The following is a 20123-nucleotide window of genomic DNA, read 5'->3' as shown; positions in this document are numbered from 1 at the left end:
ACGTTGCTTCGTATGGTTTGATATCTGAATTGTCATTCCATAGAGCGACGAAGGAGTGAGTAGGGAATCTCAAAAGGTTTTCTACAGGCTTTAAGAGAGCTCCAACTCGTTTGTACCTCACTCTTGAGGATGACAGTTGTCTCAAAGTTTTACTCTTGTAAATCATCTATCCCCTCGAACTTTTCTTCTCATTCCCTAATAACCTTTCATATTTATTTAAAACTTACCAATCAAACTGTGATGGCTGGCACGATTTTTCCCCATCTGTTTATATTTTGTAATTGGTCAGACCAATTTGATTGCTGTTTTAATCGACTATTGTTATCAAAGTGTTTATACGTCACTCGTTCTATGATTTGGGTCAATTTTTGACTGGAACTTGCGTTTTAATTATGTTAATTTTCCTGCCAACTTAAAATTGGTATTACCAATTACCTGCAAAGAGTAGAAGAACAATAACTATGGCTTATCAAAGGATTCGTCAGCCAAAACTTTCTGATGTTATTGAACAAGAATTAGAAAGGCTGATTGTGGAAGGAACATTGTCTCCGGGGCAGCAGTTGCCGCCAGAGCGTGAGCTGGCAAAGCAGTTCGATGTATCCCGTCCATCAATCCGTGAGGCAATTCAACGCCTTGAAGCTAAACGTCTTCTTACTCGTCGTCAGGGTGGTGGCACATTCGTTAGCGAGAACATCTGGACCAGCTTTTCAGATCCTCTGCTAAATTTATTGTCTAGCCACTCTGAGACACAGCTGGATTTACTAGAAACGCGTCATGCGATGGAAGGTATTTCCGCTTATTTTGCAGCGGTTCGTGGTACCGACGAAGACTTTGAGCGTATTCAGGCTTGCCTGAAGAATATCAGCGAAGAGCAGACTAAGAAGAATGTCGAAGCAGAAGCGGCTGCAGTTATGCAGTTTCTGATTGCTTTAACTGAAGCAGCTCACAACGTGGTGCTTCTACATATTGTTCGTAGCCTAGCGCCTTTGCTTGAGCAAAATGTCTTACAGAATTTAAAGCTCTTACGTCGCCGCGATGAAGTGGTCGAAAAAGTAAGTAAACATCGAGCTAATATTGTGGATGCGATCGTTTCTGGTCAGCCTGAACAGGCGCGTGAAATGTGTCACTCACACTTAGCTTATATCGAAGAAACATTGTTGGATTTGACTCGTGAAGAGTCGCGCAGAGAGCGTTCTTTGCGTCGAATTCAACAAGGTAACGACTCTTAAGGTCGTTGCGTAAATAACTAGATCCAACCAACAGAAGGATAGATCGCCATGTCTGACATGAAGCATGACGTAGACGCACTGGAAACTCAAGATTGGCTAGAAGCCCTAGAGTCAGTAGTACGTGAAGAAGGTGTAGAACGTGCACAGTTTCTACTAGAAACCGTTCTAGAAAAAGCACGTCTAGACGGCGTTGATATGCCAACTGGTATCAACACTAACTACATCAACACGATTCCAGCAGCACAAGAGCCAGCATACCCTGGTGATGTGACTCTTGAACGTCGTATTCGCTCAATCATTCGCTGGAACGCAATCATGATCGTATTGCGTGCATCTAAGAAAGACCTAGACCTAGGTGGTCACATGGCTTCTTACCAGTCAGCGGCTGCATTCTATGAAGTATGTTTCAACCACTTCTTCCGCGCTCCAAATGAGACGGACGGTGGCGATCTAGTTTATTACCAAGGTCACATCTCACCAGGTATCTACTCACGTGCATTCGTTGAAGGTCGTCTAACTGAAGAGCAGCTAGATAACTTCCGTCAAGAAGTAGACGGTAAAGGTATCCCATCATACCCACACCCTAAACTAATGCCTGAGTTCTGGCAGTTCCCGACAGTATCTATGGGTCTTGGCCCAATCTCTGCGATCTACCAAGCGCGCTTCCTTAAGTACCTAAATGGTCGTGGTCTGAAAGATACTTCAGCTCAACGTGTATACGCTTTCCTAGGCGACGGTGAGATGGATGAGCCAGAATCACGTGGTGCTATCTCTTTCGCTGCGCGTGAGAAGCTAGACAACCTATGTTTCCTAATCAACTGTAACCTTCAGCGTCTAGACGGTCCTGTAATGGGTAACGGTAAGATCATTCAAGAACTTGAAGGTCTATTCAAAGGTGCAGGTTGGAACGTAGTTAAAGTTATCTGGGGTAACAACTGGGATGCACTACTAGCTAAAGATACGACTGGTAAGCTACTACAGCTTATGAACGAAACGATCGATGGCGACTACCAAACATTCAAATCTAAAGATGGCGCATACGTACGTGAGCACTTCTTTGGTAAGTACCCAGAGACAGCTGCACTAGTTGCAGACATGACTGATGACCAAATCTTCGAACTGAAGCGTGGTGGTCATGATTCTTCTAAACTGTTCGCTGCATTCAACAATGCAAAAGAGACTGGTGGTAAGCCAACAGTAATCCTAGCTAAGACTGTTAAAGGTTACGGCATGGGTGAAGCAGCTGAAGGTAAGAACATCGCACACGGTGTTAAGAAGATGGACATGACTCACGTTCAATACCTACGTGATCGTCTAGGCCTACAAGACATTCTTTCTGATGAGAAAGTGGCTGAGCTTCCGTACCTGAAACTAGAAGAAGGCTCTGCTGAGTACGAATACCTACACGCACGTCGTAACGCGCTTAAAGGTTACACTCCAGCACGTCTACCTAAATTCACTCAAGAATTTAAAGTACCAGAGCTAGATGCATTTGCTCCACTTCTAGGTGAGCAGAAGCGTGATATCTCTACGACTATGGCTTACGTACGTACGCTAAATATCCTACTGAAAGACAAGAACATCGGTAAGAACATTGTTCCTATCATCTGTGATGAAGCTCGTACGTTCGGTATGGAAGGTCTATTCCGTCAAGTGGGTATCTACAACCCAGACGGTCAAGAATACACACCTGAAGATAAAGGCATCGTTTCTTACTACAAAGAAGCAACATCTGGCCAAGTTCTTCAAGAAGGTATCAACGAACTAGGTTCAATGGCATCTTGGGTTGCTGCTGCTACTTCTTACAGCACAAACGATCTGCCTATGATCCCGTTCTACATCTACTACTCAATGTTCGGTTTCCAACGTATTGGTGACATGGCATGGCTAGCAGGTGACCAACAAGCTCGTGGCTTCCTATTAGGCGCTACAGCAGGTCGTACAACACTTAACGGTGAAGGTCTACAGCACGAAGATGGTCACTCGCACATTCAAGCGAACACTATCCCTAACTGTATCTCTTACGATCCAACATTCGCTTACGAGCTAGCAGTAATCATGCAAGACGGTATTCGTCGTATGTACGGTCCTGAGCAAGAAAACATTTACTACTACCTAACAGTAATGAATGAAAACTACGCAATGCCAGCAATGCCAGAAGGCGCTGAAGAAGGCATCCGTAAGGGTATCTACAAGCTTGAGTCTCATGAAGGTGCTAAGGGTAAAGTTCAGCTAATGAGCTCTGGTACTATCATGAACGAAGTACGTAAAGCAGCGACTATCCTAAGCGAAGAGTACGGCATCGCATCTGACGTATTCTCTGTAACATCGTTCAACGAGCTTACTCGTGACGGTCAAGACGCAGAGCGTTACAACATGCTTCACCCAGAAGCAGAAGCGAAAGTACCTTACATCACAACTGTACTAGGTAAAGAGCCAGCAATCGCGGCGACCGACTACATGAAGAACTACGCTGAGCAAGTACGTGCATTCATGCCTACTGAGTCTTACAAAGTACTTGGTACTGACGGCTTCGGTCGTTCAGACAGCCGTGCAAACCTACGTCGTCACTTCGAAGTGAATGCAGGTTACGTAGTGGTTGCAGCTCTGACTGAGCTAGTTAAACGTGGTGATATCGAGAAGTCTGTAGTTGCTGAGGCAATTGCTAAGTTTGATATCGACACAGAAAAAACAAACCCACAATACGCTTAATACAGCGCTTAACTAGAAGGTAAATAAGCAATGGCAATCGAAATTAATGTACCTGACATCGGTGCGGATGAGGTTGAAGTTACTGAGATTCTTGTAAGCGTTGGCGACAAGGTTGAAGAAGAGCAGTCTCTGATCACTGTTGAAGGCGACAAAGCTTCTATGGAAGTTCCAGCGTCTCAAGCAGGTATTGTTAAAGAAATCAAAGTAGCTGAAGGCGATTCAGTTTCTACTGGTTCTCTAATCATGATTTTCGAAGCCGAAGGTGCAGCTGATGCTGCACCTGCTCCTGCGGCAGAAGCGGCTCCAGCAGCGGCTCCAGCTCCAGCAGCAGCGGCAGAGCTTAAAGAAGTTCACGTTCCAGATATCGGTGGCGACGAAGTAGAAGTTACTGAAATCATGGTTGCAATCGGTGACAGCATTGAAGAAGAGCAATCTCTTCTTACTGTTGAAGGCGATAAAGCGTCTATGGAAGTTCCAGCACCATTCGCTGGTACTCTAAAAGAGATCAAAGTTGCGGCTGGCGATAAAGTAACAACGGGTTCTCTAATCATGGTATTCGAAGTTGCAGGCGCAGCTCCGGCACCAGTAGCAGCGCCTGCTCAAGCAGCGGCACCTGCGGCAGCACCAGCTCCTAAAGCTGAAGCTCCAGCAGCGACTGGCGATTTCCAAGGCTCTGGTTTCGAAGAAAATAACGATTACGCGCACGCGTCTCCAGTTGTTCGTCGTCTTGCTCGTGAATTCGGCGTTAACCTTTCTAAGGTTAAAGGTACTGGTCGTAAGAGCCGTATCCTTAAAGAAGACGTTCAAGCTTACGTTAAAGATGCACTTAAGCGTCTTGAATCTGGCGCAGGTGCAGCAGCATCTGGCAAAGGCGACGGCGCTGCTCTTGGTCTACTACCTTGGCCAAAAGTTGATTTCAGCAAGTTCGGTGAAACGGAAGTTCAGAAGCTTTCTAAGATCAAGAAGATCTCAGGTGCTAACCTACACCGCAACTGGGTAATGATCCCTCACGTTACACAGTGGGACAACGCTGACATCACTGAGCTAGAAGCATTCCGTAAAGAGCAGAACGCTATCGAAGCGAAGAAAGACACTGGCATGAAGATCACTCCACTTGTGTTCATCATGAAAGCAGCGGCTAAAGCACTTGAAGCGTTCCCAGCGTTCAACTCTTCTCTATCTGAAGATGGCGAAAGCATCATTCTGAAGAAATACGTGAACATCGGTATCGCAGTAGATACGCCTAACGGTCTAGTTGTTCCTGTATTCAAAGACGTGAACAAGAAAGGCATCTACGAGCTATCTGAAGAGCTAATGGCGATTTCTAAGAAAGCACGTGCTGGTAAGCTAACAGCTGGCGATATGCAAGGCGGTTGTTTCACAATCTCTAGCCTTGGTGGTATCGGCGGTACAGCATTTACGCCAATCGTAAACGCTCCAGAAGTAGGTATCCTAGGTGTATCTAAGTCTGAAATGAAGCCTGTGTGGAACGGTAAAGAATTCGAACCACGCCTACAACTTCCACTGTCTCTATCATACGACCACCGTGTGATCGATGGTGCTGAAGGTGCACGCTTTATCACTTTCCTAAATGGCGCACTATCTGACATTCGTCGTCTAGTACTGTAATTTAGAAAGTAGCAATTAAGGTGACTTTCGAGTCACCTTAATTCTTTATACAAAGAATAATTTTAGACAGCATTTTCAATCCTCTTTCAGAAACTGAAAGGTGAATTGTTGTCTAGCTCACAGGCTAACTTAAAGCTACTTTCACACTGTTAACAACTCTGTAAAATGTTGACCGTTTGAAAGCCTAATAATTTAAGAACATCTACTCAGCCTGTTAGGGATAATGACTACAAGAGGTCACAATGAGCAAAGAAATTAAAGCCCAAGTTGTTGTACTTGGTTCTGGTCCTGCTGGTTACTCAGCTGCATTCCGTTGTGCAGACTTAGGTCTAGAAACAGTACTAGTTGAACGTTACAGCACTCTTGGTGGTGTATGTCTAAACGTTGGTTGTATTCCATCAAAAGCACTTCTTCACGTTTCTAAAGTAATCGAAGAAGCAAAAGCTATGGCTGACCACGGCGTCGTGTTTGGCGAACCACAAACTGACATCAACAAGATCCGTATCTGGAAAGAGAAAGTTGTAAACCAACTGACTGGCGGTCTTGGTGGTATGGCTAAGATGCGTAACGTTACTGTTGTTAACGGTTACGGTAAATTCACTGGCCCTAACTCTATCCTTGTAGAAGGCGAAGGTGAGCCGACAGTTGTTAACTTCGACAACGCTATCGTTGCTGCGGGTTCTCGCCCAATCAAACTGCCGTTCATCCCACATGAAGACCCACGTATTTGGGATTCAACTGACGCGCTAGAGCTGAAAGAAGTACCAGAAAAACTGCTTATCATGGGTGGTGGTATCATCGGTCTAGAAATGGGTACGGTTTACCACTCTCTAGGTTCTAAAGTTGAAGTTGTTGAAATGTTCGACCAGGTTATTCCTGCGGCGGATAAAGACATCGTTAAAGTCTTCACTAAGCGTATTAAAGACAAATTCAAGCTAATGCTTGAGACGAAAGTAACAGCAGTTGAAGCGAAAGAAGACGGTATCTACGTTTCAATGGAAGGCAAGAAAGCGCCAGCAGAAGCTGAGCGTTACGATGCAGTTCTTGTTGCTATCGGTCGTGTTCCAAATGGTGCACTTATCGATGCTGAAAAAGCGGGTATCGAAGTTGACGAGCGTGGCTTCATCAACGTTGATAAGCAGATGCGTACAAACGTTCCTCACATCCACGCGATCGGTGACGTAGTTGGTCAACCAATGCTTGCTCACAAAGGTGTGCATGAAGGTCACGTAGCGGCAGAAGTTATCTCTGGTAAGAAGCACTACTTCGACCCTAAAGTAATTCCATCAATCGCTTACACTGAGCCAGAAGTTGCATGGGTTGGTAAGACTGAGAAAGAAGCAAAAGCTGAAGGCATCAACTACGAAGTTGCGACTTTCCCTTGGGCTGCTTCTGGTCGTGCAATCGCATCTGACTGTGCAGACGGTATGACGAAGATGATCTTCGACAAAGATACTCACCGTGTAATTGGTGGTGCAATCGTTGGTACTAACGGTGGCGAACTACTAGGTGAAATCGGTCTAGCAATTGAGATGGGTTGTGATGCTGAAGATATCGCGCTAACTATCCACGCTCACCCAACTCTACACGAGTCTGTGGGTCTAGCTGCTGAAGTATTTGAAGGTTCAATTACTGACCTTCCGAACAAGAAAGCTGTGAAAAAGAAAAAGTAAATACTCTTCATACTTGAAGCCGCAGCGTTGTTAACTGCGTAAGTTCACCGGATCGCCGGCCGTCCTAATCACATAGTACACCTATGCTCATAGGACTGAACTTACTTGTTGCCTAGCTGCAACTCCAATTATTTTGAGTATATGTAGATGCTAAAAGCCGCTGAGTTATCAGCGGCTTTTTTGTTGCCGATAGAAAGTTGCGACCGGCAAGCGCAGTGCTCAGTTATCAACAAATAAAAAGCCGACGTAATCACGTCGGCTTTTAGCTGTTAACTTCGCTCTGATTTATTCAGCGCTTTTGTAGATACATAGCATATCTAAGTAGCTTTGAGTCAGGCGAATCACCGCTTGCTCATCTCGAACACGGTTCGCTTGTACGAACAGCGAGTAGCAGATGCCGTGAAATAGCGTTGCAAGATCGGATGGGTCATGGCTATCACATACTTCGCCACGCTCAATTGCCTTGATAAACATATTTTGTACCAAGAGCTGATTGGTGCGGTTGGTTGTGACAAACAAAGGCCATACTTCATCGCGGGTTGACGCACTCCACTCAAACCACACTTTAAGCCAGTGGCAGTCTTCAACAACCAGTTCAACCATAGCGGTTGTGATATTAGTGAGGTTTTCTTTCGCGTGAAGGTCTAAGTCGATATTGTCCGAAAGGAAGTTCGAGAATTGGCGAACAACGTAGTTAAGTACGTCATCGACAAGATCTTCGCGAGTAGGGAAGTAGTTAAACACAGTTGCAACGGATACTTGAGCTATCTCTGCAATGTCAGCGTGACCACCGCGGCCAATGCCACGACGAGCAAACACTTCCAGCGAGATTTCCATCAGCTGTTGCTTTCGTTTTTGTGGAGATAGACGCGTACGCGGTCGTTTCTCTATAGAGTCCATAGTTATTTCCTTGCCAAAAGAGTTGTTTATAGTTATTGGGCTTTTCGCCCTATTTAGTATTTTATTAATTTTGCTATGACGCTTTATGAGTGTAATGGTGCATATAGGCAAGGTCAACGATTTCAGGCTATTTTATAGGCGTCTTTGTTAATATCGTGCTAACGATCAAGATGCCATACTCCAAACAATTCGGTTAATTTGAGGCAAACGTTTTTCCTCGTGGCTAGCTGGTGTTAAACTACCCGCCTGCAAAATCAGACCGTATTTGAGCGGCTATAATTACGCTCAACACGACTAACGCGAAAAACGAGATTGGTATGAAGCATACAGTAGAAGTCATGATTTCTGAGCAAGAGGTCAGCAAACGAGTACAAGAGCTAGGTAAACAGATTACTGAGCACTATAAAGGTAGCGAAGATCTGGTCATGGTTGGCTTACTACGCGGATCATTTGTATTTATGGCTGATTTGGCACGTGCAATCGATATTACTCACTGCGTTGATTTCATGACGGCATCGAGCTACGGCAACACAATGGAAAGCTCTCGTGACGTTCGCATCCTTAAAGATCTAGATGACGATATTAAAGGTAAAGATGTCCTACTTGTTGAAGACATCATTGATACGGGCAACACACTGAACAAGGTAAAAGAAATCCTGTCGCTACGTGAGCCTAAATCTATCGAGATTTGTACGCTGTTGGATAAGCCTTCTCGTCGTGAAGTGAATGTTGACGTGAAATGGATTGGTTTCGAGATTCCAGATGAGTTCGTGGTTGGTGTTGGTATCGATTACGCTCAGAAATACCGTCACCTACCATTTATCGGCAAGGTTGTACCTCAAGAGTAATCCGACTCTAGTGCAAGAATAAACAAACGCCCGCTAACTTAGCGGGCGTTTTTGTTTGGCTAGCTTTTACGACGTGAGCTTAGCGACAAAGCAGCTTATGCTCAGGGTTGAGAATAGACTCCATCGCCACTTGGTAAGAGGTATCAACGCTATCTCGAGAGTTAGAGCGAACACCTAAGTACTCCAACTTACCATCACCGATACCATAGACAACACCGTGGATCTCGATGTCTTGGCCTCGCTCCCATGCGTTTTGCATGATGGTGGAATTAGCAAGGTTATAGACTTGCTCGGCAACGTTAATTTCACCTAGCTTGTCAGCACGATCATCCTCTGGCATCGCTTCTAAGTAATTACGGTGTTTGAAGTAGAGATCGCGGATATGTAGCAGCCAGTTGTTGATCAGACCAAGCTGCGGATTATCAATCGCCGCTTTTACGCCGCCACAGCCGTAGTGACCACATACGATGACGTGTTTAACCTTCAATACATCGACCGCGTATTGCACTACCGATAGGCAATTCAAATCGGTATGGATAACTTGGTTGGCGACATTACGGTGTACAAACAGTTCACCGGAATAAAGGCCGGTTAAGCGCTCTGCTGGTACACGGCTGTCTGAACAACCAATCCATAGAAAACCAGGGCTCTGACCCTCCTCAAGCTTAGCAAAGTACTCAGGGCGTTCTGCTTTAATCGATTCAGACCACTTTGAGTTGTTTTCAAATAGCTGTTTAATTTCCGGCATCTCGTTCGCAATCCTTAAAAAATTCTTGCATCACTATACACAATGTTACAATTTCGTTCCTACTAATATTGCCCGAAAAGGCACTCATCTGACGTGTTTGAGCGCCAAAAATCATAAACTTAGCTCTCATCCTAACTAACAGTTATAACGTATGAGTGATGAGATGTGATTAACACTTATCTCTCTGAAGTAACATTTGTTAATATGATGAAATTAGCTACATTTCGCAGCGTTTTGATTACATTTTCTGCAAGATCTAGCTACAAAGTTTAGGGTTATTTTCGCTTACCTCTAGTGTATAGCAGCCTAGCCTAAAAGTAAGATGTCGTTATTGCACCTCACTCAGTGTGAAGCTGGGTGATTGAACGCATGTTTTGCGTTTAAGGTGCACACAGTTAGCAGGGAGTAGCATTGTGTTCGCTAGTCGTTTTGAAGACATGAATCTCAAAGGAGATCTATTTGGTGGCGTGACCACCGCTATTATCTCTTTACCTTTAGCGCTTGCCTTTGGTGTTGCCTCCGGTGCGGGCGCAGAAGCGGGTCTATGGGGTGCTATTATGGTGGGCTTATTTGCTTCACTGTTTGGTGGCTCAAACACCTTAATCTCGGAACCGACCGGCCCGATGACGGTGATCATGACCGCGGTATTAACCAGTATGATGGCCAAATACCCAGAAACGGGCATGGCAATGACCTTTACTGTGGTCATGATGGCCGGGGCATTCCAGATACTTCTTGGTACCTTGAAGCTAGGAAAATACGTAACTTTGATGCCATATAGCGTGATATCGGGCTTTATGTCAGGTATTGGCGTTATTCTTATCATTCTCCAGCTCTCACCACTACTGGGTCACGCCGCTCCAGCCGGTGGAGTGATGGGGACCCTTTCAGCACTGCCTGATACCGTTGCGAATATGAAGTTCAGCGAGCTATTTTTAGGTTTGCTAACCCTTGGTATCTTGTTCTTCTTCCCTAGACGCTATCGAAAGTATGTACCGGCTCAACTGGTGGCATTGGTAGCGGTAACGCTACTTTCCGTTATCTTTTTTGATACTGACGCGATACGTCGAATCGGTGAGATCCCAGCAGGTTTACCGTCTTTAGTCGTGCCTCATATTGATGCTTCAATGTTCACTGAGATGGTGATTGATGCGTTGGTACTGGGTACGCTGGGTTGTATTGATACGCTTTTGACGGCGGTAATCGGTGACTCGTTAACACGTAAAGAGCACGACTCAGATAAAGAGCTGCGCGGCCAAGGTCTCGCTAATATGATTTCAGGCTTGTTCGGTGCGCTGCCTGGTGCCGGTGCAACTATGGGCACGGTAACCAATATTCAGGTTGGTGCACGTTCCCCGCTGTCAGGTGTGGTTCGCGCACTGATGCTAGCGTTGGTGGTGTTGGTTGCAGGTGGATTGACTGAACCAATTCCAATGGCAGTGTTGGCAGGCATTGCAGTGTATGTTGGCTTTAACATCCTTGATTGGAGTTTTATTCAGCGCGCGCATAAGGTTAGCTTTGCGGGTATGGCGGTCATGTATGGCGTGATGCTACTGACCGTGTTTGTGGATTTGATTGTCGCGGTTGGTCTTGGCGTCTTTATCTCTAACATTATTATTATCGAGCGCTTGAGCCGTGAGCAGGCACGTCAAGTGAAAGCGATCAGTGATGCCGATGAAGATGATGTGCCACTGAGTGACAGTGAACGTGGTTTGCTTGATATGGCCAATGGCAAAGTACTGTTTTTCTACCTGTCAGGCCCGATGATTTTCAGCGTATCTAAGGCGATATCTCGTCAGCACACCAGTATCTCAGATTATGAAGTGATGATTCTTGATTTGACTGATGTCCCAATGATTGATGTGACGGTGGGTCTGGCGTTAGAGAATGCGATCAAAGATGCGCTAGACGCTAACTGTCAGGTCTACTTGCTGTGTCCAAATGATAAAACGCGTCAGCAACTGGAGAAGTTCCACGTTATCGACTTAGTACCGGACGAAAATACGTTTAAGTTCCGCTATGAAGCGCTGAAAGCGGCAATCAAGCATGTTGAGACAGACGAGCATCAGACTGCAGTTGTCTAATTAACTATCTGTTTTATAAAATAAACGCCGCTGAGAAATCTGCGGCGTTTTTAATTTCTGTCCACCAATAACTATAATATTTCCAAACTATTCGAAAGGTTTAATTGTAATCATCGTTATTCAACGATAAACTTATTTACGACTGGACAAGCAATGGCAATATTATTCTATGTATGCACTCGAAATTGAGCAGCTTCGTAAGACCTATGCAGGAGGTTTTGAAGCGCTAAAAGGTATTAGCCTTAATGTAGAAAAAGGCGACTTCTACGCGTTACTTGGGCCTAACGGTGCGGGTAAATCGACAACGATTGGTGTTATTTCATCTCTGGTGAATAAGACCGCTGGCAAGGTGAAGGTGTTCGGCTTTGATATTGATAAAGACCTAGAACTTGCAAAGCAAAATCTAGGCTTGGTACCGCAGGAATTCAACTTTAACCAGTTTGAGACGGTTGAACAGATCGTGCTGCAGCAAGCGGGTTATTACGGTGTATCAAAGTCTCTGGCCAAAGAACGCGCGAAAAAATACCTAACTAAGCTCGATTTGTGGGAAAAACGCAGCGAACGTGCACGTAACTTATCAGGTGGTATGAAGCGACGTCTGATGATTGCCCGTGCCTTGATGCATGAACCTCAGTTACTGATTCTTGATGAACCAACCGCTGGAGTTGATATTGAACTTCGCCGCTCGATGTGGGAGTTCCTCAAAGAAATCAACTCTGAGCAAGGCATTACCATTATTCTTACCACTCACTATCTCGAAGAAGCGGAAATGTTGTGTCGTAATATCGGCATCATCAACAAAGGTGAGCTGATTGAGAACACCACCATGAAAGCCCTGCTCGGTAAGCTTCACGTTGAGACGTTTATTCTTGATCTTGAAGAGGGAAGCGCTGAACCGAAATTAGATGGTGTAAACAGCCAAACCTTTATCAATGGTTCTTTAGAGCTTGAGATTGAAAAGAGCCAAGGGTTGAATGGTATCTTTGCTCAGCTTTCAGAGCAGGGCATTAAAGTGCTGTCGATGCGCAATAAAGCCAATCGTCTTGAAGAGTTGTTCGTCAGTATTGTACGAGAGGGGAGCCAATAATATGTATCGTTTGTATTGGACTGCGTTTTGCAGCTTACTGACTAAAGAAGTGAACCGCTTTACTCGTATTTGGGTTCAAACTTTGGTTCCACCAGCGATCACGATGACGCTCTATTTCATTATCTTTGGTAGCTTGATAGGTTCGCGCATAGGTGAGATGAACGGATTTAGCTACATGGAGTACATAGTTCCGGGTTTGATTATGATGTCGGTGATCACTAACTCCTATTCAAATGTCGCCTCGTCATTCTTCAGTGCCAAGTTTCAAAAGAATATCGAAGAGTTACTCGTTGCTCCGGTACCTAACTATGTGATCATCTTGGGCTTTGTTATGGGTGGCGTGGTTCGTGGTCTACTGGTCGGAACGATCGTTACGTTTGTATCGCTGTTCTTTGTTGATCTGCAAGTTGATCACTGGGGCATTATTATCGCAACGGTGTTTATGACCTCTGTGGTGTTTTCGCTTGGTGGTTTGATCAACGCGGTGTATGCCAAGACATTTGATGATATCTCGATCATTCCTACCTTTGTTTTGACACCTCTGACCTACCTTGGCGGCGTGTTCTACTCGATCAGTTTGCTGCCTGAATTTTGGCAAGGCGTATCTAAGATCAACCCAATCGTTTATATGGTTAACGCGTTCCGTTATGGCTTCCTAGGTGTGTCGGATGTGGGGATTGTTACCTCGTTCAGCGTGCTCGGTGTATTTGTTGTGGCACTTTACGCGGTGGCGCATTACCTAGTGACGCGCGGAATTGGCTTACGCAGTTAATAGCCTACGGTCATTCCATAGAGCGACGTAGGAGAGAGTAGGGAATCTCCTTACGTTTTCGACTTGTTAGAAGAGATCCCCAACTCGTTCGTTCCTCACTCTTGAGGATGACAGTGATAGAAAATGTTGTGTGGAGAGAAGCTAGCACAGAGCGAGTCATTCCATAGAGCGGCGCAGGAGAGAGTAGGGAATCTCCTTACGTTTTCGACTTGTTAGAAGAGATCCCCAACTCGTTTGTTCCTCACTCTTGAGGATGACAGTGATAGAAAATGTTGTGTGGAGAGACACTAGCACAGAGCGAGTCATTCCATAGAACGACGAAGGAGAGAGTAAGGAATCTCCTTACGTTTTCGACTTGTTAGAAGAGTTCTCCAACTCATTCGTTTCTTACTCTCGAGGGTGACAGTCACAAAAAAGGGTTGATGCTTTCACATCAACCCTTAATTTTTTTCACTGAACTCTATTCAGCGCTTTCTGAAGGTGCTTCAGGCGCTTCTTCTTCCTTCGACTCGACAACCATCTCAACCACTTGGTTATCGATCAAGCGTGCTTTGCCAAGGAATGCGGACATGAGAATAACCGCTTGAGTCGTCTCTTCGGTGACTGCTTGCAGTGTGCGAGCATCACGAATAAAGATCTCATCAGGATGCAGGCCTGCTGCGCGCAGTTGATCGCTTGCATCTTCAATCACAGAAGCGTAATCGTCACGACCGCCACGCATAGCACTGCTGATCCAACGCATGGTGCGCGCAAGTACTGGAGCGCGTTGGCGTTCATCAATCGTCAGCAAGCCATTGCGAGAGCTCATTGCCAAGCCGTCCATCTCACGTACTGTTGCGACGCCGACGATTTCGATATCCATTGCCAAGTCTTCAGTCATCTTACGAATGATGGCAAGTTGCTGGAAGTCTTTCTCGCCAAAGCAAGCAACGTCAGGTTGGACGATATTGAATAGTTTCGTCACTACAGTGGCAACACCACGGAAGTGACCTAGACGAGAGGCACCTTCGAGGATGTTAGAAAGTCCTGGAACTTCCACTGAGCTCTGAGTTTCTACACCATGTGGGTAGATAATCTCAGGTGTCGGGGTGAACACTAATTCAACACCTTCAGCGGTTAATTTGCTTAGGTCGTCTTCTAGCGTACGCGGGTAATTATTTAAATCATCAGCGCGGTCAAACTGCATTGGATTGACAAAAATGCTGACAACAACGATATCCGCATGTTCACGCGCTTTGCGTACTAAAGTCAGGTGACCTTCGTGCAAGTTGCCCATGGTTGGGACAAATGCCACTTTGCGGCCATCACGTTTGTACTGTTTGATTTGCTCACGAAGAGCGGCAATTTCAGCAAAAGTTTGCATGGCTAAATCCTTACGCGATGGTGTGTGCTTCGCTAGGGAAGGCACCACTTTCTACATCTTCCTTGTATTTGGCGACCGCTTTACGCATATCTCCAGTTTCAGCTAGGAAGTTTTTCGAGAATTTTGGCATGTAGTTCGCTGCAATTCCAAACATATCGTGCATAACTAAGATCTGGCCGTCAGTTACGTTACCTGCGCCGATACCAATGACAGGTACGTCACAAACTTCAGTAATTCGCGCGGCGAGCTCTTTAGGCACACACTCAAGCAAGATGATTTGTGCACCAGCTTCTTGAAGTGCGAGTGCATCGCGTACCATGCGGTCCGCTTTATCTTGCTCGCGGCCTTGAACTTTGAAGCCGCCAAAGATGTTCACTGATTGAGGCGTTAGGCCTAGGTGCGCACAAACCGGTACTGCACGTTCTGTAAGAGCCTTAACGGTATCAACTAACCAATCACCGCCTTCGATCTTAACCATGTTTGCTCCAGCACGCATTAGCGCAGCAGCGCTCTCACACGCTTGCTCAGGCGTTGCATAGCTCATGAATGGCATATCGGCCATTAATAGGCAGTTCGGGCTACCAGCGCGTACACAGCGCGTGTGGTAAGCAATATCTTCTACAGTGACAGGTAAAGTAGAAGATTCGCCTTGAAGAACCATACCTAAAGAGTCACCGACAAGCAGTACTGGCATCTCTTGACTTTCGAATAGCTGGGCAAAGCTTGCATCGTAAGCGGTAGAAGTCGCGAATTTACGGCCTTCTTGTTTCCACTTCATCAGATCATTGATGGAAATTTTTTTCATGATTTTTCCTTACAGAATTTGGCTATGATTGCCAAATACGCAGACCGTTTTGGGCAACGACTTTGAGTAAGTCATCCAGTCTAGTCCCACATGGGAGGGTTAAATTTGGTGCGATTTCTGCGAGCGGGTAGAGCACAAACTCACGCTCTTTCATTCCATAATGTGGAACGGTCAAACGCTCGGAATCCATCACCTCATTGCCATAAAGCAGAATATCGAGATCTAAGGTTCTTGGGCCCCAGCGTTCTTCTTTACGGACGCGCCCTTGCTCCAACTCAATCGTTTGAGTGCAATCGAGTAGTTCAAGCGGCGTTAATTCTGTTGTCAGCTCGACAACCGCATTGATGTAGTCAGGTTGATCCTCAGGCCCCATCGGTGTGCTGCTGTAGAGCGACGAAGTTTGGACAAATTGCGTTTTAGGCAATTGTTTTAAGGCATCAATAGCTACGTTAGCTTGAGAAACAGGATCACCAAGATTACTGCCAACAGCGATAAATACTGTGATCATGAGGATGCCTTAGGCTTTTTCTTGCGGTAATTTTTGCGGCGACGCTGGCGTGGTAGACCATCGCTGGTTGCGTCTAAGTCTGCAGCCATCGCTTGACGCATGTTGCGGCCAGCATTTTGGAAAGTTTCCCACCATTTAGCGAGTTCTTTGACTTCACCTTGCTCGATTTCACCACGCATTTCCAAGAAGTCGAAACCAGCACGGAACTTGTTGAGCTCCATCAGGCGGAAGGCGCGCTTACCATTGCGGCGAGGCATACGCAGTTGTAGCTGCCAGATCTCACGGATGGTCGCAGTATGGCGACGAGGAATAGCAATGGTACGTACTTGATCATCAAGGATGAAGTTACTCGCTTCCATGATCGCATCGTAAGAGGAAAGTTTGCGTTTCTCCATTAACTGCTTCGCTTTCTCTTGCAGTGGGTACCACAGCATGGCAGCGAACATAAATGCTGGATTGATGCGTTTACCTTCTTCGATACGTTGGTCGGTAGAATCAAGCACTAGGTCCAACATTTGCTCAGTCGGTGAGTCATACTCTTCAGTAAAGAACTCGGCAATCGTTGGGAATAGCTGCTGGAACAGGTTGTACTCACGCATTAAGTGGTACGTCTCTAGACCATGACCAGACTGCAGCATCTTCAGTGATTCTTCGTAGAGACGAGCGGCAGGAATATCTTGCAGTAACGTCGCCATTTCTTCGATTGGCGCAGCGGTATCTTCTTCGATATCAAAATCGAGCTTCACCGCAAAGCGGATCGCGCGCAGCATACGCACCGGATCTTCGCGGTAGCGTGTCTCAGGATCGCCGAGTAAACGGATCAGCTTATCTTCAAGATCTTCGTGGCCGCCAGCGTAGTCGTGAATAGAGTAATCGCCGATGTTGTAGTACATCGCATTCACGGTGAAATCACGACGCTCAGCATCTTCATCGATAGTGCCATAAACGTTGTCACGTAATAGCATGCCTTCTTTTGACTGCTGAGAAACGTTTTTGCTTGGCTCTTGGTGGTGGCCACGGAAAGTCGCAACTTCAATGATGTCGCGACCAAACATAATGTGTGCAAGACGGAAGCGACGGCCAATAAGACGACAGTTCTTAAACAGTTGTCGGATCTGCTCTGGCGTTGCATTCGTCGCAATATCAAAATCTTTAGGCTGTTGTCCCAGTAATAAGTCGCGAACGCCACCACCGACTAGGTACGCATCAAAGCCAGCACCATTCAGACGGTATAACACCTTCAATGCATTATCACTGATCTGTTTGCGCGAGATGTTATGTTCTTGGCGAGTAATAATATTTAAAGCGAGCTCAGAGAATGTTTCTGTTTCGCTAGGTGTATAATCGTTTTTGTTCATGTGCATCTGGCAATAATTGGTCAAGCCAACCTTGCTTGAGTTTAATATTTTGGGCCCATCAGGGGCGAATCTGCGGCTAATAATAGCTTACAGAGAGCGGTTTGAGAATATTGGTGTGATTTCAGTCGCTTTTGGCAACTGTTCAACGCGCCAATTTTGTACGCCCCACTCAATGATCTCTTCCACGCTAGCAGATTGAATTTCTTTATCAATATCAAAGCCTAAGAAACTCATTGCATCCAATAGTGCTGGCTTAGGATTGCTATTATCAATCGCTTTTGCATGATTTTGTTTGGACAATTTATGTCCACTTTCATCCAGCGCTAATGGCAGGTGCAAGTAACTGACTGGCTCTGCATCAAGCATTTGATAGAGACTAATCTGACGTCCAGTCGGTTCGATTAGGTCTGCGCCTCTCACCACCTCGGTGATGCCTTGTTCGATGTCATCTAATACTACGGCAAGGTTGTAAGCAAATAACCCATCTCGGCGCTTTATAATAAAATCTTCATCTGCCAACGCGGTGGGAATACTTAATGTGCCATGACGCTGATCTTCAAATTGGTAGATCGGATGTGTCATGCGCAGTCGAATCGCACATTGTTGATGATTCTGCAAAGCTAAATCGCGACAGGTACCGGTATAAAATCCACCAGAGGCTTTGATTTGTTTGCGCGTACATTGGCAGTAATATGCTTGACCAGACTGAAGCCAACGATTGATTTGCTCTTGATACAGTTCGTGACGCTGGCTTTGGTAAACAACTTCACCATCCCAGTGGAGCTGGTACGCTTCCAGAGTTTCAAGAATAAGTGAACTTGCGCCTGGCATTTCTCTAGGCGGGTCAAGATCTTCAATACGAACTAACCACTGGCCTTGTTGTGACTTCGCTTGGAAGTAACTGCCGAGTGCAGCAATCAGTGAACCAAAGTGTAATGGACCCGAAGGAGAGGGGGCGAAACGGCCAATATAACTCATAGATGGGTACTGTTCTTAATAAACCAAAAAGGGAGCCAAGGCTCCCTTCAATAGTCAGACAAGGCAATAATTAGCCTTGCATCTGCTTTTCTTTGATTTCTGCAAGTGTTTTACAGTCAATACAAAGGTCTGCAGTTGGGCGAGCTTCAAGACGGCGGATACCAATCTCGATGCCACAAGATTCACAGAAGCCAAAATCATCTTCTTCGATTTTATTTAGCGTCTTTTCAATCTTCTTGATTAGGCGACGTTCACGGTCACGGTTACGTAGCTCTAAGCTAAACTCTTCTTCTTGAGAAGCACGGTCAACGGGATCTGGAAAGTTTGCTGCTTCGTCCTGCATGTGGTGCACAGTGCGATCAACTTCTTCCATGAGCTGGTTGCGCCAAGCTGATAAAATTTTTGTAAAATGAGCCATTTGCTCAGGTGACATGTATTCTTCACCTGCTTTCTCTTGGTATGGCTCAACCCCTGCAATGGCTAGGATGCCTAGCGCTTTTTTCTTTGATTCTGGCATGCAGCATCTCCTACTAACACCTAGTCAACTGCGCTCGCAGTTAATTTAAGGCGGGTATCTATAGCAAAAAGAGTCATCAGAGGCAAATACTGGTGAGTAAAGTTATTGTCAATGTGAAGGCGTCATCACTTTTAGCCGTTAATGACTGAAATTAAGCGCTTCGACTAATTTTATCTCACTGTTGGAAAGTTGTGCTTTGTAGCACAGTACTTCCACTCCTTGCTCTTGTGCGTATTTAAGTAATTGTGAATATTTGGCGTCTATATGGGTTGCAGGAGAAACTTTTTCAATACCTGAATGTAAAACAGTAAACAAAAGTACCGCTCTGCTTCCACTTTGCGCCATTTCTGTGAGTTCTCTCAGATGTTTCTGACCGCGTGTTGTGACGGCATCTGGGAAATACCCTTGCCCCGGTTTTTCCTCATCCAATAAGGTGACGCTTTTGACCTCTATATAGCATTTTGGTGCATTTTCTGAATTGAGCAAGATATCAATCCGGCTATTTTCTTTGCCATACTTCACTTCAGTTTGAAGTAGGTCGTATCCTTGTAGCTCTTTAATGACACCAGACTCGATAGCTTCAACGGCCAATTGGTTTGCTCTGGCGGTATTAATGCAGATGCGGTGACCTAAGGCAGTTTCAGTCAGTTCCCAGCTATTTGGGTACTTTCTTTTTGGGTTCTCAGAGGTGGAATACCACACTTTATTACCTTGAGTCGCGCAACCTGTCATCGCACCCGTGTTGGCACAATGGATAGTACGCTCGCTGCCATCTGGCAAAATAATGTCAGTCAGAAAACGCTTGTAGCGCTTGATCAGTGTTGCTTGCTCTAATGCTGGTTCGAACTTCATTTGGGACTGGTTACTGTTTTTATGTACAATAGTTGCCATCATTACACCATAAGGTTTCCC

The 20123-nt window shown here is 45.6% G+C and carries 17 protein-coding genes; 8 read left to right on the top strand and 9 right to left on the bottom strand.

Going from position 1 to position 20123, the window contains the following annotated elements:
• The first annotated feature begins 461 nt into the window (after positions 1-461).
• From pdhR to lpdA, 4 genes are all read left to right on the top strand, one after another.
• Positions 462-1229, top strand: coding sequence for a pyruvate dehydrogenase complex transcriptional repressor PdhR (pdhR, locus tag ELS82_RS14215; protein ID WP_134836056.1), 768 nt, complete (start codon positions 462-464; stop codon positions 1227-1229).
• Between the two features lie 48 nt (positions 1230-1277).
• Positions 1278-3941 (top strand): pyruvate dehydrogenase (acetyl-transferring), homodimeric type, encoded by a 2664-nt coding sequence (gene aceE / locus ELS82_RS14210; RefSeq protein ID WP_134836055.1) that lies wholly within the window; start codon positions 1278-1280, stop codon positions 3939-3941.
• 30 nt (positions 3942-3971) lie between these two features.
• Positions 3972-5570, top strand: a complete 1599-nt coding sequence (aceF, locus tag ELS82_RS14205) for a pyruvate dehydrogenase complex dihydrolipoyllysine-residue acetyltransferase (protein WP_134836054.1) — start codon at positions 3972-3974, stop codon at positions 5568-5570.
• Between the two features lie 242 nt (positions 5571-5812).
• Positions 5813-7243 carry a dihydrolipoyl dehydrogenase gene (gene lpdA, locus ELS82_RS14200; RefSeq protein WP_134836053.1) on the top strand — a complete coding sequence of 477 codons (1431 nt, stop codon included), beginning with the start codon at positions 5813-5815 and terminating at the stop codon, positions 7241-7243.
• Positions 7244-7528: 285 nt separating this feature from the next.
• On the opposite strand, the gene ELS82_RS14195 is transcribed toward lpdA, so the two are convergent.
• Entirely contained in the window at positions 7529-8143 is a 615-nt protein-coding gene (locus ELS82_RS14195) for a LuxR/HapR/OpaR family quorum-sensing transcriptional regulator (RefSeq protein WP_134836052.1), read from the bottom strand.
• A 317-nt stretch (positions 8144-8460) separates the two neighbouring features.
• Here ELS82_RS14195 and hpt point away from each other — a divergent pair, with 317 nt between their 5' ends.
• Complete coding sequence (gene hpt, locus ELS82_RS14190; RefSeq protein WP_134836051.1) at positions 8461-8991, top strand: hypoxanthine phosphoribosyltransferase; 531 nt, start codon at positions 8461-8463, stop codon at positions 8989-8991.
• A gap of 79 nt (positions 8992-9070) precedes the next feature.
• Here the strand turns inward: hpt and can are convergent, their stop codons facing one another.
• Positions 9071-9739 (bottom strand): carbonate dehydratase, encoded by a 669-nt coding sequence (gene can, locus ELS82_RS14185; protein WP_134836050.1) that lies wholly within the window; start codon positions 9737-9739, stop codon positions 9071-9073.
• Between the two features lie 413 nt (positions 9740-10152).
• Here can and ELS82_RS14180 point away from each other — a divergent pair, with 413 nt between their 5' ends.
• From ELS82_RS14180 to ELS82_RS14170, 3 genes are all read left to right on the top strand, one after another.
• Positions 10153-11823, top strand: a complete 1671-nt coding sequence (locus ELS82_RS14180) for a SulP family inorganic anion transporter (protein ID WP_134836049.1) — start codon at positions 10153-10155, stop codon at positions 11821-11823.
• Between the two features lie 169 nt (positions 11824-11992).
• A complete protein-coding gene (locus tag ELS82_RS14175) occupies positions 11993-12910 on the top strand; it encodes an ABC transporter ATP-binding protein (RefSeq protein ID WP_134836048.1) in 918 nt (305 codons plus the stop codon).
• A gap of 1 nt (position 12911) precedes the next feature.
• Entirely contained in the window at positions 12912-13682 is a 771-nt protein-coding gene (locus ELS82_RS14170; protein WP_134836047.1) for an ABC transporter permease, read from the top strand.
• 460 nt (positions 13683-14142) lie between these two features.
• On the opposite strand, the gene panC is transcribed toward ELS82_RS14170, so the two are convergent.
• From panC to sfsA, 7 genes are all read right to left on the bottom strand, one after another.
• Positions 14143-15045: a pantoate--beta-alanine ligase gene (gene panC, locus ELS82_RS14165; RefSeq protein WP_134836046.1), complete on the bottom strand. Its 903-nt coding sequence runs from the start codon at positions 15043-15045 to the stop codon at positions 14143-14145.
• A gap of 10 nt (positions 15046-15055) precedes the next feature.
• Positions 15056-15850, bottom strand: coding sequence for a 3-methyl-2-oxobutanoate hydroxymethyltransferase (gene panB, locus ELS82_RS14160; protein ID WP_134836045.1), 795 nt, complete (start codon positions 15848-15850; stop codon positions 15056-15058).
• Positions 15851-15872: 22 nt separating this feature from the next.
• Positions 15873-16358, bottom strand: a complete 486-nt coding sequence (gene folK / locus ELS82_RS14155) for a 2-amino-4-hydroxy-6-hydroxymethyldihydropteridine diphosphokinase (protein WP_134836044.1) — start codon at positions 16356-16358, stop codon at positions 15873-15875.
• Positions 16355-17722 carry a polynucleotide adenylyltransferase PcnB gene (gene pcnB, locus ELS82_RS14150; protein WP_134836043.1) on the bottom strand — a complete coding sequence of 456 codons (1368 nt, stop codon included), beginning with the start codon at positions 17720-17722 and terminating at the stop codon, positions 16355-16357. Before pcnB ends, folK begins: the two co-directional genes overlap by 4 nt.
• A gap of 81 nt (positions 17723-17803) precedes the next feature.
• Positions 17804-18694: a tRNA glutamyl-Q(34) synthetase GluQRS gene (gene gluQRS, locus ELS82_RS14145; RefSeq protein WP_134836042.1), complete on the bottom strand. Its 891-nt coding sequence runs from the start codon at positions 18692-18694 to the stop codon at positions 17804-17806.
• A 70-nt stretch (positions 18695-18764) separates the two neighbouring features.
• The gene (gene dksA / locus ELS82_RS14140) at positions 18765-19211 is read right to left on the bottom strand and encodes an RNA polymerase-binding protein DksA (protein WP_053441150.1); all 447 of its coding nucleotides are present in this window, start codon (positions 19209-19211) and stop codon (positions 18765-18767) included.
• Between the two features lie 138 nt (positions 19212-19349).
• A complete protein-coding gene (sfsA, locus tag ELS82_RS14135) occupies positions 19350-20063 on the bottom strand; it encodes a DNA/RNA nuclease SfsA (protein WP_134836061.1) in 714 nt (237 codons plus the stop codon).
• Positions 20064-20123 lie beyond the last annotated feature (60 nt).

It is taken from the genome of Vibrio ouci, assembly GCF_004551525.1.
GTDB classification, from domain to species: Bacteria; Pseudomonadota; Gammaproteobacteria; order Enterobacterales; family Vibrionaceae; genus Vibrio; species Vibrio ouci.
The sequence above is the reverse complement of the archived record's forward strand: the minus strand, read 5'-3'. Positions and strand labels throughout refer to the sequence as shown.

Coding starts and splice junctions, on each gene's coding strand:
- aceF (WP_134836054.1), top strand. CDS start 3,972: ATGGCAATCGAAATTAATGTACCTGACATCGGTGCGGATGAGGTTGAA.
- panC (WP_134836046.1), bottom strand. CDS start 15,045: ATGCAAACTTTTGCTGAAATTGCCGCTCTTCGTGAGCAAATCAAACAG.
- dksA (WP_053441150.1), bottom strand. CDS start 19,211: ATGCCAGAATCAAAGAAAAAAGCGCTAGGCATCCTAGCCATTGCAGGG.
- sfsA (WP_134836061.1), bottom strand. CDS start 20,063: ATGAAGTTCGAACCAGCATTAGAGCAAGCAACACTGATCAAGCGCTAC.
- pdhR (WP_134836056.1), top strand. CDS start 462: ATGGCTTATCAAAGGATTCGTCAGCCAAAACTTTCTGATGTTATTGAA.
- pcnB (WP_134836043.1), bottom strand. CDS start 17,722: ATGCACATGAACAAAAACGATTATACACCTAGCGAAACAGAAACATTC.
- ELS82_RS14195 (WP_134836052.1), bottom strand. CDS start 8,143: ATGGACTCTATAGAGAAACGACCGCGTACGCGTCTATCTCCACAAAAA.
- folK (WP_134836044.1), bottom strand. CDS start 16,358: ATGATCACAGTATTTATCGCTGTTGGCAGTAATCTTGGTGATCCTGTT.
- ELS82_RS14175 (WP_134836048.1), top strand. CDS start 11,993: ATGTATGCACTCGAAATTGAGCAGCTTCGTAAGACCTATGCAGGAGGT.
- hpt (WP_134836051.1), top strand. CDS start 8,461: ATGAAGCATACAGTAGAAGTCATGATTTCTGAGCAAGAGGTCAGCAAA.
- lpdA (WP_134836053.1), top strand. CDS start 5,813: ATGAGCAAAGAAATTAAAGCCCAAGTTGTTGTACTTGGTTCTGGTCCT.
- panB (WP_134836045.1), bottom strand. CDS start 15,850: ATGAAAAAAATTTCCATCAATGATCTGATGAAGTGGAAACAAGAAGGC.
- can (WP_134836050.1), bottom strand. CDS start 9,739: ATGCCGGAAATTAAACAGCTATTTGAAAACAACTCAAAGTGGTCTGAA.
- aceE (WP_134836055.1), top strand. CDS start 1,278: ATGTCTGACATGAAGCATGACGTAGACGCACTGGAAACTCAAGATTGG.
- gluQRS (WP_134836042.1), bottom strand. CDS start 18,694: ATGAGTTATATTGGCCGTTTCGCCCCCTCTCCTTCGGGTCCATTACAC.
- ELS82_RS14170 (WP_134836047.1), top strand. CDS start 12,912: ATGTATCGTTTGTATTGGACTGCGTTTTGCAGCTTACTGACTAAAGAA.